Raw genomic sequence first — 14,505 nt, 5'->3', positions numbered from 1 at the left:
GTAAAGTTCACCCCGCCCCTTACTTTATTTCAAGTAACTCAGGCGCTTTAGGGCGTCTCAACAACTAGTGCCGCGGGGAGCTGCTCCCACCACAGATACCAGTCGTGCTGACCGTAGAGCGCCTCCACGAGCTTGTCGAAGCCGCGGTAGACGCGCACCGGCATCGCCGAGGAAACCATCGTGTGTTCGGCCGCCAGGATCTCTGCGTCGCGGCGGGTCGTGACCGGCACCGGCGTGTAGAACTCGATAAAGTCCGAGGCAATAACAGCCGGGTAGGCGTCATCGCGTTCAAACCAGTAGCGGGCGATAGACAGCATCGCCTCGGGACTGGGGCTGGAGTCCCACCCGCCAAAGGGCAGGTAGGCAAACACCCCGGATACGTCCCGCAGCGGCAGGTCCATGATTAGCAGTTCCGCGGCACGATCAATGTCGGTGGCTTTGACCTTCTCGTTGATGATTCCGGCGGTCAGTTCGAAGGGGTACTCCGCTTTCAGGGGCGTGCCGATGTCATCTTCACCGAGTTCGCCGTTCTCCATGAGGAGGCGGTAGGTCTGCAGGTAGGCGCTCTCGTTCAGGTGCCGGAAGGCTTCGTGCGCGGCGACTTCTACACCGACCTGGTCCAGGTAATGGTGCTGGTCGGTGATGAGGTCGTGTGCGTACCGCTCGATGGTGTCGGCAGTGATGTTCTGCACGGGCGTTGAGGTGCGCAGGGAGACGTTATTCTCAATAGTCCCGAGCAGGGTCGGGTCGAGGGCAACCACGATGGGGGTTGTTCCCCGGTTCTTGCCCTCGTAAAGGTGTTCGAGGTATCGCCGGTTAAGTTCGGCTCGTGGGGCGCCGTGGCGGATTCGCTCGTGTGGGTAGGGATACAAAGCGACGAAGCGCTCGTAGAGCTCTGCCATGGTGTTCTCCGATGTTTGGTTGCCCCCAGTTTAGCGCGTATTTTCGCGGAAAAATACGGGTTTCTGGAGGTTTTAGGAGGGCACGCAGGGCGAGTGTTTTTTTCGTTTGATGAGTGTGTATCGGTGTGTGCTAAACACGCTTAAACTGCCATAGTGTTGGGCGGTTTGTGCGCCTGTTTTCGTCAGAAAAAGTTAGAAATTTTTCGCCACCATGTGAGATTTTGGGTCGGTTATGCCGGGCGGCATGAAAGGGTTCGGCGGACACTTTCGCGGAGGTGACGGGCGCCTCCTGCGGCGCTATCTTCAACCGCAGATACGAGGCAGAACGGGTACCAAACCCACCATTTTTTGAGGATAAACACCCTATTTTCTTCTTCGGCGCGTCATATTTGACGTATTACGGGTATTTTGGGCGAGTTACGCCACAGCCTCCCCACAGCTGGCGTAGAGTGTTGGTACCAGCTACCGTTCCGTATCGGCTTAGCGCAACGTACCGGCACGGTGGCGGGTGCCGTGAACTCGTAAGAGTTTTAACCAATGGAGGTTCTCATGTCGAATAGCTACTACAAAGAGATGATTCGCCTGGCTGACAGCATCGCTGATAAGGCGCATGAGGGGCAGACTGACCGTAACGGCTGGCCCTACATCTCCCACCCCCGCCGTGTGGCTCTTGGGGCGCGTAAGCTTGCCTCTGAAATGGCTGCCGCCGTTCATCCCGATGTGTCTTTGGAAGAGCTGAAGACCGAGGCTCAGATTGTGGCGCTGCTGCATGACACGGTTGAGGATACGGGGGTGACTCTCCCCTATCTGGGACGTTATTTCTCGGCGCGTATTGTGGATGCGATTGAGGCGTTGACTCGCCGCCCGGGTGAGTCTCGTGAGTCGTATCTGAGCCGGGTGCGTGTGAATGATTTGGCTCGTCTGGTGAAGCTTGCCGATATTGCGGATAATACTGACCCGCAGCGTTTGGCGCTTCTGGAGGAACCGACTCGTACCTGCCTCATGATCAAGTATGAGCACTCGCTGAAGCTGCTGCACCTGAACGATTAGGTTCAGCGCTAACCGAAAATAGAAGCCGCCCGGTATGGAATGTGTTCCATGCCGGGCGGCTTCTATGAATCATCTATTGAATTAGTCCAGGTGAGAGACTGCGTAATCAGCTTCTTCCTCGGTGAATCCTTCAGCAGATGAAGTCAGCTGGGAACGGATTGCCTCGGGAGACATGTTCATCGTCTTCTGGTAGCTCTTTGCCGATTCCAAAGCATTTGCATTCCAGTCAGCCTTCACGTTATCCACGGCGTACTGAGCCGCCTCGGGGCTAAACTTTTCGGCAGAACTTGTCAGCTGGTTATAGATACCCTGCTTCGACATATGCATAAGGCGGGAGTACGACTGTGCCGAATTCAACGCTGATTTGTACTCGGTCGGTACTTTATCGCCCTGCTTTGCCTTGGATTCCGCAGCAGTGGTAGCAGGAGCCGCAGAGGTACCGGCATCTGCCGCAGAAGAGGTATCCGTACCTACCGTAGCGGAAGAAGCGCTAGGTGCCGACGAATCAGTAGCTGCCGAAGATGAGGGGGCACTTACCTTAGTGGAGCTCTTAGAGCCGCCGCCCATCATCGAAGCGCAACCACCAAGAAGAAAAATAATTACGAGAGTGATAAACCACCAACGGAGGTAGAAGGGCTTCTTCTTAACGTAGACAGAACCGTCAGCGGCAATAATCTTTTGTGCCATGATTTCCTTTCGGCTTTCCTCAAGCAACCGTTGCATGAAGAAAACCAATATGAAGTGAGTGGATAATTCACAAGGAAATATACTTGACCCCCCCCATTGTCAAAGTGGCAAAAATTGGCGTTGCTCAGAACAAGCATCCACTGCTGACATATCTGATATCGCATAAAAATACCCGCCCGGTGCCGAAGGCATACACCTTCCGCACCGGGCGGGCACCTATCTGCGAGTCAGGAGCTTAGATGTTGAAGCCCAGCGCGCGCATCATATCGCGGCCGTCCTCAGTAATACGCTCCGGGCCCCACGGCGGCATCCAAACCCAGTTCACACGCCAAGAATCAACCAGGTTATCCAGGTTGCTCTGAACCTGCTCCTCAATAACCTCCTGCAGCGGGCACGCCGCAGTGGTCAGAGTCAGGTCCAGAATGAGGGTTCCATCCTCATCCCAGCGCAGACCGTAGAGCAGACCGAGGTCAACAATATTGACGCCAAGCTCCGGGTCAATGACCTCCTTGAGGGCTTCCTCAATCTCTTCCTGAGGAACACGACCCTGCACAGTCTCAGTCATAGTTCTATCTTTCTGTCAGAATCCGGTCAGGGAAGAAGCTTACTTCTTACCTACGTAAGCTACGTAGCCCTCTTCTTCCAGGCGGTCAGCCAGCTCGGGGCCGCCCTGGTCAACCATCTTGCCGTCCACGAACACGTGCACGAACTGCGGCTTGATGTAGCGCAGGATGCGGGTGTAGTGGGTAATCAGCATGACGCCCATGTCGTTTGCCTCGTGCGCACGGTTAACGCCCTCAGACACGATCTTCAGTGCGTCAACGTCCAGACCGGAGTCGGTCTCATCCAGGATGCCGAACTTGGGCTTGAGCAGCTCCAGCTGAAGGATCTCGTGGCGCTTCTTCTCACCACCGGAGAAGCCCTCGTTCACGTTACGTGCGATGAACGCAGGGTCAATCTCCAGGTTCTTCATGGCTTCCTTAACGTCCTTAGTCCAGGTACGCAGGGAGGGAGCCTGACCGTCCACAGCGGTCTTAGCGGAACGCAGGAAGTTGGACATGGTCACGCCGGGAATCTCAACCGGGTACTGCATAGCCAGGAACAGGCCTGCGCGTGCACGCTCGTCCACGCTCATCTCGGTGATGTCCTCACCGTCGAGCAGGATCTGACCGGAGTCAACCTGGTACTTGGGGTGGCCAGCAATGGTGGAAGCCAGAGTGGACTTACCGGAACCGTTCGGGCCCATGATTGCGTGGATTTCGCCCGAGTTGATGGTCAGGTTAACGCCCTTCAGGATGGGCTTGGTGGTTTCGTCGTCGAGGATAACCGAGACGTGAAGGTCCTTGATTTCAAGGGTAGACATTGATTTCTCCTGGTAAAGCTTAGTTGTTGCTGAGGGCGAGCTCTGCCTCAAGGGCCTCGGTGAGCTGCTCTTCAAGTTCGGGAACACGAATCTGCTGAATGATCTCGTTCAGGAAGCCGCGCACGACCAGACGGCGTGCCTCAGCCTCCGGAATACCGCGAGCCTGCAGGTACCACAGGTGCTGCTCATCGAGCTGACCGGTGGTGGATGCGTGGCCGGCGCCCTCAATCAGGCCGGTTTCAATCTCCAGGTTCGGCACGGAGTCGGCGCGGGGGCCAACTTCCAGCAGCAGGTTACGGTTCAGCTCGTAGGTGTCGGTGCCTTCTGCATCCTTACCAATCAGAACGTCACCAACCCATACGGAGTGCGCACCCTTACCCTGCAGCGCGCCCTTGTAGGTCACGCGGGACTTGCAGTTGGGTACGGAGTGGTCCACAAACAGGCGGGACTCAATGTGCTGGCCAGCGTCTACGAAGTACAGGCCGTACATTTCAGTCTCAGCGCCGGGAGCGGTGAACTTGGTGGAGGGGGTCACGCGCACCAGGTCGCCGCCGAGAGACACCACAACGTGCTTGAAGCGTGCGTTGCGGCCCAGCTTAGCGTACTGTGCGGAGGCGTGGATTGCGTCATCAGCCCACTGCTGCACGGAAACAACGTTCAGCTCAGCCTCGTCGTTCACCACGAACTCAATGTTCTGGCCCAGGACGGTGGAGCCGGTGTGGCGGATAACCACGACAGCCTTCGAGAAGGGCTTAGCCTCAATCACGATGTGCTGTGCGGCTGCCTCGTTACCGGTGCCGGTGATGTCGATTTCCACGTGCTCGGACAGCTCAGCCTCGGCGGGGATGGTCACCACGGTTGCTTCGGTGAAGCTGGACCATGCGTTTGCTGCCACGCGGTCCTCAGGGATACCTGCGGAGCCGATGCGTGCATCCTCGCGGGAGACGGTCTCAACCTGAACCTGCTCGGGTGCGGTCACCTTCGGTGCCGGTGCGGTGCCGGTCAGCTTCTCCAGGTGCAGACCGCCCAGACGCTTCAGCGGGGTGAAGCGCCAGTCCTCTTCACGACCGGTCAGGGGCGCGAAGTCCTCCACATTGAAGGAGGTCTTACGCTCTGCACGGGATGCTTCGAGTACCTTCTGGACGTTGTTCGGGTTGGAGCCCTGGTGGTGTGCCTCGGTGGCACGGTACAGGGTGTCATCGTGGGCGAACTCGGTGGCGAGCTTCTCGCCCTCCTGGTCCATGCCGGGGATGATCGGGGAGTGGTAACCCAGGGTTTCTTCGTTGGTCGGCATTAGCCCACAGATCCTTCCATCTGAAGTTCGATCAGGCGGTTCAGTTCGAGTGCGTACTCCATCGGCAGCTCGCGGGCAATAGGCTCAACGAAGCCGCGGACGATCATCGCCATTGCTTCTTCTTCGCTCAGGCCGCGCTGCATCAGGTAGAACAGCTGGTCCTCGGAGACGCGGGAAACGGTCGCCTCGTGACCCATGGTCACATCGTCCTCGCGGACATCCACGTAGGGGTAGGTGTCGGAGCGGGAGATGGTGTCCACCAGCAGTGCGTCACAGACCACGGAGGACTTGGAGTGCTTAGCGCCCTCACGAACCTGAACCAGGCCGCGGTATGCGCTACGGCCGCCGTTACGTGCCACGGACTTGGACACAATGGTCGAGGAGGTGTTCGGTGCAATGTGAACCATCTTCGAGCCGGTGTCCTGGTGCTGACCCTCACCCGCGAATGCGATGGACAGGGTCTCACCCTTAGCGTGCTCGCCGACCATGTAAACAGCCGGGTACTTCTGGGTGACCTTCGAACCGATGTTGCCGTCCACCCATTCCATGGTGGCGCCCTCGTGCGCAACCGCACGCTTGGTCACCAGGTTGTAGACGTTGTTCGACCAGTTCTGGATGGTGGTGTAGCGAACGCGTGCGTTCTTCTTCAGCACAATCTCAACCACTGCGGAGTGCAGGGAGTCGGACTTGTAGATGGGGGCGGTGCAACCCTCAATGTAGTGAACGTAGGAGCCCTCGTCAGCGATGATTAGGGTACGCTCGAACTGACCCATGTTCTCGGTGTTAATACGGAAGTACGCCTGCAGCGGGATTTCCACGTGAACTCCCGGGGGAACGTACACGAAGGAGCCACCGGACCACACGGCGGTGTTCAGTGCGGAGAACTTGTTGTCACCAATCGGGATGATGGAGCCGAAGTATTCCTTGAACAGTTCGGGGTATTCGCGCAGACCGGTGTCGGTGTCGACGAAGATCACGCCCTGCTTCTCCAGGTCCTCACGGATCTGGTGGTACACGACCTCAGACTCGTACTGTGCAGCCACACCCGCGACGAGGGAGTTACGCTCCGCCTCGGGAATGCCCAGACGCTCGTAGGTGGTGCGGATGTCCTCGGGCAGTTCCTCCCAAGAAGCCGCCTGACCCTCGGTCGAGCGCACGAAGTACTTGATGTTGTCGAAGTCGATTTCGGAAAGATCCGCACCCCAGGTGGGCATAGGCTTACGCTCGAAGAACTTCAGCGCCTTCAGACGCATATCCAGCATCCACTGGGGTTCGTTCTTCTTTGCAGAGATGTCGCGCACGACGTTCTCGTCCAGGCCGCGCTTTGCTACCTGGCCTGCTTCGTCGGAGTCTGCCCAACCGTACTCGTAGTTGCCAATGCCCTCGAGTTCGGGGTTCATCTCCAGGATCTCTGAAATGACGGTGTCGTTGGCGTTCTGCCCAACTTTCTCAGTCATTACGGCCTTTCTTCGATGGTTATTACATTTCTCGCCGCCACCTGCCGGTTGCAGGCGCGGTAGTTTAGGGGGCTGATGCCGCGCTCAACCACGACGCGTAGCGGTGCGTGGTGTAGGCGGGTTCAAGCGTGCGGGTCGCACCCTTATAAGGGGTTCATCGGGGTGCGCCGCGGGGTACTGCGGTAAGTGTTACGCGGAAGGTTTCTCTAGGAATAGGTTTCTCTAGGATTCTTCTGCGTTCTTCTCACCCTCGGCGGTGACGCGGTTCAGGGGCACGTGCGTGGTACACACGTGAGCACCCGAAGCCATGGTTGAAAGCCTACGGACATCAACGCCGAGCAGGTCAGAAATAATCCCGGTTTCCTGCTCGCAGAATACTTGGAAGTCTCCAGCGAGGTCGCGTACCGGGCAGTGACCCTGACAGAGCTGAATACTTGCCAGAAAATGCTCGGGAACGGTCCGCCCTGCAGGAGGCGCGGTGACCTGAGCGGTCGCCACGAAACCGTCCTTACTCATTGCCTCTGCGAGCGCCTGCGCTCTGGCTGCCACATCATCACCGGCGGCTTCTACGACGGGTCGGTAGCGGGCTTCCATTTCTGCGGCGCGGGCGGAGGCGAAAGCTTCGAGGGCTTCCTGCCCAACCGTGTCGCGGAGCATTTGCAGGGCGTCGCGGGCGATGATGAGGTAGTCGTTGCCGAGGCGTTCGTGGCCCTGGGGGGCGATCACGTAGCGGCGGGCGGGTCGTCCAGCTCCGGCGCCGTGCTTTTTGATGGGCGCGACCTCGATCATGTTGTTGGATTCGAGGGCGTCGAGGTGGCGGCGTACCGCTGCGGGGGTGAGGCTGAGGAGCTCACCGAGGGTTGCTGCGGATACGGGGCCGTTGTTGAGAACTTCGCGGAGAACGCGATCCCTGGTGCGTTCTTCTGCCTCGGCTTTGCGCTTGGATGTGCGTGCCGCGGAGGACTTTGTACTGGAAGCACCAGTAGAGCCCGAGGCGGCGGTTCGGGTGCCGTTTCGGGTCTGCGCCTCGTTCATTGAGGCGCGCTGAGAGGTCTTATTCACGGAATACACAAATAAAGTATGTCCTAATTACTTTTTATTTGGCTAGTTAGGTACCCCTACTTGATAACTTTTCAACCTGAAGGTGAACATTTGAGTCGTAACGGGTGTGCCTTAAACGTGAGTTAGGGCATAAGATGAAAGGTGCACACACGCTCATTCATCGAAAAACTCGAAAGTGACTGTCTATGGAGACCACCACCGCGGGCCAGCAGGACCACCCGGGGCGTGCATCCGCCGCACCAACGGCGCGCACTGAGCACCACACGGAGCCCAGCGCCTCCCCCACCGCACGACGACGCACCATCGCAGAAGAACCAGCGCTCAGCATTAAAGACCTCATCAAAGAGTTCAAGCCCTCACGCGCCTTCCGCACCAAATACCCCGAACGGCTCACCGCCAGCGGGCTCTACCGCGCCGTCAACAAGGTCAACCTGCGCGTCTTCCCCGGTGAAGTGGTCGTCCTGCTCGGCGCTAACGGCGCCGGCAAAACCACAACCCTCGCCTGCGCTCAGGGCCTGCTCAAGCCAACCCGCGGTACCGTGCGCCTCCTCGGCGAAAACCCGCTGCAGGCGGACCCGGAGCTACGCGCCAAGGTCGGCATTATGCTCCAGGACGGCGGCCTGCCCAACGCCATGCACCCCATCCCGCTGCTCGAGCACATTTCGACCATGTACACCGACCCGTACCCGGTCGAAGAGCTCGCAGAACGCCTGGGCATTGATACTTTTAACGGCACCACGATTCGCCGCCTCTCGGGCGGTCAGAAGCAGCGTGTCTCTCTCGCCGCAGCCCTCATTGGCCGCCCGGACGTGCTCTTCCTCGATGAGCCCTCCGCAGGCTTGGATCCGCAATCCCGCAACGTGGTCTTCGACATTATTCGTGAACAGCGTGAACTCGGCACCGCGATCGTGCTCACCACGCACCTGATTGACGACGCGCAGAAACTCGCCGACTACGTCTACATCATTGAAAACGGCACCACCGTTCAGGAAGGCACCGTCTCCGAGCTTATCGCCAGCGACGGCACGAACCGCCTGCAGTACACACTGGATGCACCCACCCCCACCCGTGAGCAACTGCTGCCCGCGCATCTGCGTGCCGGTGTGGAGCTCATCGAAAAGGTGCCCTACACCCCGGCTCGTGACGGCGCACCCTCCGTACCCGGCGAGTATGAGCTGGTCGGCACACTGCGTCCCGAGCACCTGGCGGCGTTCACCTCGGCGCTCGCCGAACGTTACCTCATGCCGATTTCTCTGACCATGGAACCGAAGACTCTTGAGGATGTCTTCCTCGACATTTCAGGACGTGATATCCGATGAGTAACACCGCACGCACTAACAACAACCGGGCGGCCAACAACCAGGCGGCAGAAAACCAAGTAAAAGAAAAGTCCGCAGAAGAGAACCGAGCAAAAGAGAACCAAGCGGAAGGGAACCGAATGGAAGAACGCGCCGCGAACACCCACCCCGTAGACACCCACCCCAAGGTCTCTTCTATTGACGAAGATGAGGAGTACATTCCCCCGCGCGCGAACTACCCGCTCGTGCGCGTGATTGAGCAGGGCCGCTACGAGACGATGGCGATGCTCCGCAACGGCGAACAGCTGATGCTCAACATTATTTTTCCCGTCATGGCGCTTATCGCCCTGCGGTTCACCGGTCTGATTGATGAGTACGCGAACTCGGTGGGGGTATCCCGCATGGATGCGGCGGTCCCCGGCGTTCTGGCGCTCTGCGTGATTTCTACGGCACTGTCAGGCCAGGGCATTGCCACCGGTTTTGATCGCCGCTACGGCGTGTTGCGGTTCCTTGCGACCACTCCCCTGGGCCGTAACGGCCTGATCATGGGCAAGTGCATTGCGGTGCTGGTGGTCGTGGCGATTCAGTTCACACTGGTGGCGGCGCTCGGGTACGGTCTGGGCTGGCGCCCGGACGCTATCGCCGTCTCACGCTCCATCATCACGATGCTCATGGGCGCCGGCGCGTTTACAGCGCTGGGTCTGCTCATTGCCGGTACGGTACGTGCGGAGGCGACCCTCGCCATCGTGAATATTGCCTGGGTGATTCTTGCCGGTGCCGGCGGCGTGGTGTTCCCGCTCAAGTCCTTCCCCGACTGGTACGCCGGAATCGTGGCGTGGTCGCCCTCGGCGGCTCTGGGCGATGCGTTGCGCGGCAACTTCATTCAGCATCAGTGGCTTGCCGACCCGCACTGGGTAATCATCGTGTGGACCGTGGTCATTGGGTTTGTTGCCTCACGCAAGTTCAAGTGGTCCGACTAGCAGCAGCGCAAATACAGACAACGCAAGCGTAGACAGTGCAAGAGCAGACAGAGCTTCTTCTAATTGCAAATTAAAAGGCGGGCGCCGGATATGTTCCGATACATATCCGGCGCCCATTCATATAACACAAACCTTTAGCCTCAACCTTGCACCATGTACACGGTCCGAGACTAAAAGAAAGCACCCTCCTCCAGAACCTTTTATCTCACCACCACAGTAAGATAATCAATGGTTCTTACGCGGAGGAGGGGCTTCAATCACCGAGATGCAGACCGACCCAACCACTGTTTCGGTCTGCAACCTTCCTGCTCAACCTTAACATGAGCTTCACCACTTACACAAAAATTGTTACGTTACTGAACAATATTCAGCGCATAGCTCAGAAACACAGCTCAAACGTGCACCGTGAAATCCACAGCGCTCGCGTTGTAGCGTCGCTTTTTCTCCATCTCAGCCCCGTATCACCCTGTGAATGTCTGCATTCACACACCGGATACTTCCGCCCAGTGAACTATCCTGTTAAAACGAAAGGGTCGAAACAAACCTCCCGGCGCCCCGCACCTACCCTGGTACCTACCCGGTCACCTACCGGCGCGGGAATAAGCGCCCCCGAAGGCACGTTACACCCGACTGACAGCGCGCTAGCACAAGCCTGCTGGCGCATCCACTCACGTTGTGAAAGGACACCCACGTGGCAGAGAACTTCCAGTGGACAGAAACCGACCAGCGCGCCGTAGATACCGCACGTATCCTCGCCGCAGACGCCGTAGAAAAGGTCGGATCCGGCCACCCCGGCACCGCAATGAGCCTGGCGCCGGTCGCCTACCTGCTCTTCCAGAAGGTCATGAACCAGGATCCCTCCGACGACCGCTGGGAAGGCCGTGACCGCTTCATCCTCTCCCCCGGCCACACCTCCCTCACCCTGTACACTCAGCTGTTCCTCGGCGGCTACGGCCTGGAAATGAAGGACCTGGAAGCCCTGCGCACCTGGGGTGCCCTCACCCCCGGCCACCCCGAATACAAGCACACCAAGGGTGTAGAAATCACTACCGGCCCGCTCGGCCAGGGCCTGGCATCCGCCGTTGGTTTCGCCTACGCACAGCGCCGTATGCGCGGCATGTTCGACCCCGAAGCAGCACCGGGCACCTCCCCCTTCGACCACCACGTCTACGTCATCGCCTCCGAAGGTGACGTGCAGGAAGGCGTCACCGCCGAGGCGTGCGCGCTCGCAGGTCACCAGGAGCTCGGCAACCTGATTGTCGTGTGGGACCGCAACCACATCTCCATTGAAGAAGACACCGACGTTGCCTTCACCGAGGACGTGGCAAAGCGCTACGAGTCCTACGGTTGGGACGTTCAGCGCGTGGACTGGACCCGCACCGGTGACTACGTTGAGGACGTCGCAGAGCTCTACGCCGCTATTGAGCGTGCGAAGGCTGTCACCGACAAGCCCTCCTTCATTGAGCTACGCACCATCATCGGCTACCCCGCCCCCACCAAGCAGAACACCGGCGCAGTGCACGGCTCCAAGCTCGGTGCTGAAGAGGTTGCCGCAACCAAGGAACTGCTCGGTTTCGACCCCGCCAAGAGCTTCTTCATCGAGGAGAACGTCCTGGCGCACACCCGCCAGCTCGTCGAGCGCGGTGCTGCGGCACACAAGGCATGGGACGAGAAGTTCGAGGCGTGGGCAAAGGCAAACCCCGAGCGCGCCGAACTGTACAAGCGCCTCGTCGCAGGCGAACTGCCCGCAGACTACAAGGCTGCCTTCCCCGTGTTCGAGGCTGGCACCTCCGTGGCAACCCGCGCGGCATCCGGCACCGTCATCAACGCTATTGCTGACACCTTCCCCGAACTGTGGGGCGGCTCCGCTGACCTCGCCGGCTCGAACCTGACCACCATCAAGGGTGCAGAGTCCTTCAACCCGGCTTCGCGCAGCACCGAAGACTGGACCGCGAACCCCTACGGTCGCGTTCTGCACTTCGGTATCCGTGAGCAGGCTGCCGCAGCCATCGTGAACGGTATTGTGCTCTCCTCCCCGACCCGCGCGTTCTCGGGTACCTTCTTCGTGTTCTCCGACTACCAGCGCCCGGCTGTTCGCCTCTCCGCGCTGATGGGCGTTCCCGCATTGTACGTGTGGACCCACGACTCCATTGGTGTGGGCGAGGACGGCCCCACCCACCAGCCGATTGAGCACCTCTCCTCCCTGCGCGCTATCCCCGGCTTCGACGTGGTTCGCCCCGCGGACGCTAACGAAACCGCCGTCGCATGGCGCACCATCTTGGAGAAGTCCGACCGCCCCGCAGGCCTCGTACTCTCCCGCCAGAACCTGCCCGTCTGGGCTCGTGAAGACGTACACGCGGACGCTGAGGGCGAGAAGTTCGCATCCGCTGAGGGCACCGCACGCGGCGGCTACATCATGGCTGACACCGAGGGCACCCCGGACGTCATTCTGATCGCTACCGGCTCCGAGGTTGAGCTTGCTATCCAGGCTCGCGCAACCCTGGCTGAGCAGGGCATCGCGGCTCGCGTTGTCTCCATGCCTTCGCGCGAGTGGTTCGCTGAGCAGGACGCAGAGTACCGCGAGTCGGTCCTGCCTTCCTCGGTTGCAGCGCGTGTCTCCGTCGAGGCTGGCCTGGCAATGAGCTGGTACGACCTGCTCGGCACCGCCGGCCGCGCCGTGTCCATCGAGCACTTCGGTGCATCCGCCGATGCGAAGACCCTGTACCGCGAATTTGGTATCACCGCGGAGGCTGTCGTGGCCGCCGCTAAGGAATCCATCGACGCTGCCAAGTAAGCAATAACAACGCCGCGGTAACTGCCGCGCACACTGCGCCCCCCCTCCTGTGCGGGCTCCTCTGTACGGGTGGGGTGCAGACGCAACGGGTAGGCTCCGGCTGACCACTCAGCCGGAGCCTCCCGCCGCCCAGAAGATTTCACTGATATCTCAATTTTCAATTTCGATATTTCAATCTCGACAAAGAATCGAAGGTTTTCACATGTCTGAGTCCACTCAGAAGCTTTCCGACGCCGGTGTCTCCATCTGGCTTGACGACCTCTCCCGTGAGCGTCTGACCAGCGGCAACCTCGCCGAACTCATCAAGACCCACAACGTCGTCGGTGTGACCACCAACCCCACCATCTTCGCTGGTGCGCTCTCCAAGGGCGCCGCATACGCCGAGCAGATGCGTGAACTTGCCGCTGCTGGCGCGAGCGTTGAAGAAGCAGTCTTCGCTGCAACCTGCGACGACGTACGCAACGCCTGCGACGTGTTCGAACCCGTCTACAAGGCATCCAACGGTTTTGACGGCCGCGTCTCCATCGAGGTTGACCCCCGCCTGGCACGCGACGCTGAGGGCACCGCCAAGATGGCACGCGAACTCTACGAGCGCGTGGGCCGCGAAAACGTCATGATCAAGATCCCCGCAACCCAGGAAGGTCTGCGCCCCATCGCGGAGACCCTGGCAGCTGGCATCAGCGTGAACGTGACCCTGATTTTCTCCCTGACCCGCTACCGCGAGGTTATCAACGCCTACATGCTCGGCCTGGAGCAGGCGCTGGAGAACGGCAAGGACCTGTCCACCATCCACTCGGTCGCATCCTTCTTCGTCTCCCGCGTAGACACCGAAATCGATGCGCGCCTCGAAGCTGCAGGCGGCGACGCTGTGCAGCTCAAGGGCAAGGCAGGCCTGGCAAACGCACGCCTCGCCTACGAGGTGTTCGAGGAAATGTTCTCCTCCGAGCGTTGGGCACGCCTGCAGGCACACGGCGCGAACGTACAGCGCCCGCTGTGGGCATCCACCGGCGTGAAGGACCCCTCCCTGCCGGACACCCTGTACGTCACCGGTCTGGTCGCACCCAACACCGTGAACACCATGCCCGAGGCAACCCTGAACGCTGTTGCCGACCACGGCGAAATCACCGACAACACCATCGTGCCGAACTACTCCGAAGCGAATAAGGTTCTGGACGCTATCTCCGCTTACGTCTCCTACGCGGAGGTCGTGGAGAAGCTCGAGGTTGAGGGCCTGTCCAAGTTCGATGTCTCCTGGGAAGAGCTGCTGCAGACCGTCCGCGAAGCACTCGAGCAGGCTAAGTAGAACTAGGCGACACAGCCGAATCTATAGCTGCTGAAATTCGGAAGCCACTGAAGTTCAGCAGCCGCTGAAATATAGCGCATGACCAATGCGTTCCCGGTATGCGCCACCCGACGCACACCAACCGATATGCACGCCCAACATATTGTGGGCACAGCACCAATCCGCCGGGATTCTCGTAGAGATTCTGACCGGGATTTTCGCCAGGGTTCCCGCAGGGCTTCACCGCCCGCGGCGTCCCAGAGAATCTCGGCGGGTTAGGTGCCCCTCATATCATTCCGTCAAAAACCGGTACAATACAGGGACACACCTTCCAGA

The 14,505-nt window shown here is 59.6% G+C and carries 12 protein-coding genes; 5 read left to right on the top strand and 7 right to left on the bottom strand.

Annotated features, from left to right (window positions below; all coding sequences use genetic code 11):
- Positions 1 to 47 precede the first annotated feature (47 nt).
- Positions 48 to 902, bottom strand: coding sequence for a DUF4253 domain-containing protein (locus tag QZ822_RS00235; RefSeq protein ID WP_294641727.1), 855 nt, complete (start codon positions 900 to 902; stop codon positions 48 to 50).
- Between the two features lie 549 nt (positions 903 to 1,451).
- Between QZ822_RS00235 and QZ822_RS00230 the strand changes: the two genes are divergently transcribed.
- Positions 1,452 to 1,952 (top strand): HD domain-containing protein, encoded by a 501-nt coding sequence (locus QZ822_RS00230; protein ID WP_294641726.1) that lies wholly within the window; start codon positions 1,452 to 1,454, stop codon positions 1,950 to 1,952.
- Positions 1,953 to 2,033: 81 nt separating this feature from the next.
- Here the strand turns inward: QZ822_RS00230 and QZ822_RS00225 are convergent, their stop codons facing one another.
- The 6 genes from QZ822_RS00225 to QZ822_RS00200 form a co-directional block, all read right to left on the bottom strand.
- Positions 2,034 to 2,639, bottom strand: a complete 606-nt coding sequence (locus tag QZ822_RS00225) for an Ltp family lipoprotein (protein ID WP_294641725.1) — start codon at positions 2,637 to 2,639, stop codon at positions 2,034 to 2,036.
- 235 nt (positions 2,640 to 2,874) lie between these two features.
- Complete coding sequence (locus QZ822_RS00220) at positions 2,875 to 3,204, bottom strand: metal-sulfur cluster assembly factor (RefSeq protein WP_005506103.1); 330 nt, start codon at positions 3,202 to 3,204, stop codon at positions 2,875 to 2,877.
- Positions 3,205 to 3,243: 39 nt separating this feature from the next.
- Entirely contained in the window at positions 3,244 to 4,002 is a 759-nt protein-coding gene (gene sufC, locus QZ822_RS00215) for a Fe-S cluster assembly ATPase SufC (RefSeq protein WP_294631093.1), read from the bottom strand.
- Positions 4,003 to 4,021: 19 nt separating this feature from the next.
- Positions 4,022 to 5,296 (bottom strand): Fe-S cluster assembly protein SufD, encoded by a 1,275-nt coding sequence (sufD, locus tag QZ822_RS00210; protein ID WP_294628949.1) that lies wholly within the window; start codon positions 5,294 to 5,296, stop codon positions 4,022 to 4,024.
- Positions 5,296 to 6,753 (bottom strand): Fe-S cluster assembly protein SufB, encoded by a 1,458-nt coding sequence (sufB, locus tag QZ822_RS00205; RefSeq protein WP_005506110.1) that lies wholly within the window; start codon positions 6,751 to 6,753, stop codon positions 5,296 to 5,298. Before sufB ends, sufD begins: the two co-directional genes overlap by 1 nt.
- A 222-nt stretch (positions 6,754 to 6,975) precedes the next feature.
- Entirely contained in the window at positions 6,976 to 7,824 is an 849-nt protein-coding gene (locus QZ822_RS00200) for a metalloregulator ArsR/SmtB family transcription factor (RefSeq protein WP_294641723.1), read from the bottom strand.
- Between the two features lie 176 nt (positions 7,825 to 8,000).
- On the opposite strand from QZ822_RS00200, the gene QZ822_RS00195 reads away from it, so the two are divergent.
- From QZ822_RS00195 to tal, 4 genes are all read left to right on the top strand, one after another.
- Positions 8,001 to 9,134, top strand: a complete 1,134-nt coding sequence (locus tag QZ822_RS00195) for an ABC transporter ATP-binding protein (RefSeq protein WP_294641722.1) — start codon at positions 8,001 to 8,003, stop codon at positions 9,132 to 9,134.
- On the top strand, positions 9,131 to 10,093 hold the full coding sequence (locus tag QZ822_RS00190; RefSeq protein ID WP_294641720.1) for an ABC transporter permease: 963 nt from the start codon (positions 9,131 to 9,133) through the stop codon (positions 10,091 to 10,093). Before QZ822_RS00195 ends, QZ822_RS00190 begins: the two co-directional genes overlap by 4 nt.
- A 691-nt stretch (positions 10,094 to 10,784) precedes the next feature.
- Entirely contained in the window at positions 10,785 to 12,887 is a 2,103-nt protein-coding gene (tkt, locus tag QZ822_RS00185) for a transketolase (protein WP_294641718.1), read from the top strand.
- Between the two features lie 202 nt (positions 12,888 to 13,089).
- Positions 13,090 to 14,190, top strand: a complete 1,101-nt coding sequence (gene tal, locus QZ822_RS00180; protein WP_294641716.1) for a transaldolase — start codon at positions 13,090 to 13,092, stop codon at positions 14,188 to 14,190.
- The last annotated feature ends 315 nt before the right edge of the window (positions 14,191 to 14,505 follow it).

Source organism: uncultured Rothia sp. (assembly GCF_916715725.1).
In the GTDB taxonomy this organism is placed as follows: domain Bacteria; phylum Actinomycetota; class Actinomycetes; order Actinomycetales; family Micrococcaceae; genus Rothia.
The sequence above is the reverse complement of the archived record's forward strand: the minus strand, read 5'-3'. Positions and strand labels throughout refer to the sequence as shown.

Excerpts from the sequence above, each read along its gene's own strand:
- QZ822_RS00195 (WP_294641722.1), top strand. The coding sequence starts at position 8,001 with ATGGAGACCACCACCGCGGGCCAGCAGGACCACCCGGGGCGTGCATCC.
- QZ822_RS00235 (WP_294641727.1), bottom strand. The coding sequence starts at position 902 with ATGGCAGAGCTCTACGAGCGCTTCGTCGCTTTGTATCCCTACCCACAC.
- tal (WP_294641716.1), top strand. The coding sequence starts at position 13,090 with ATGTCTGAGTCCACTCAGAAGCTTTCCGACGCCGGTGTCTCCATCTGG.
- QZ822_RS00190 (WP_294641720.1), top strand. The coding sequence starts at position 9,131 with ATGAGTAACACCGCACGCACTAACAACAACCGGGCGGCCAACAACCAG.
- sufD (WP_294628949.1), bottom strand. The coding sequence starts at position 5,296 with ATGCCGACCAACGAAGAAACCCTGGGTTACCACTCCCCGATCATCCCC.
- QZ822_RS00225 (WP_294641725.1), bottom strand. The coding sequence starts at position 2,639 with ATGGCACAAAAGATTATTGCCGCTGACGGTTCTGTCTACGTTAAGAAG.
- QZ822_RS00230 (WP_294641726.1), top strand. The coding sequence starts at position 1,452 with ATGTCGAATAGCTACTACAAAGAGATGATTCGCCTGGCTGACAGCATC.
- sufB (WP_005506110.1), bottom strand. The coding sequence starts at position 6,753 with ATGACTGAGAAAGTTGGGCAGAACGCCAACGACACCGTCATTTCAGAG.
- QZ822_RS00220 (WP_005506103.1), bottom strand. The coding sequence starts at position 3,204 with ATGACTGAGACTGTGCAGGGTCGTGTTCCTCAGGAAGAGATTGAGGAA.
- sufC (WP_294631093.1), bottom strand. The coding sequence starts at position 4,002 with ATGTCTACCCTTGAAATCAAGGACCTTCACGTCTCGGTTATCCTCGAC.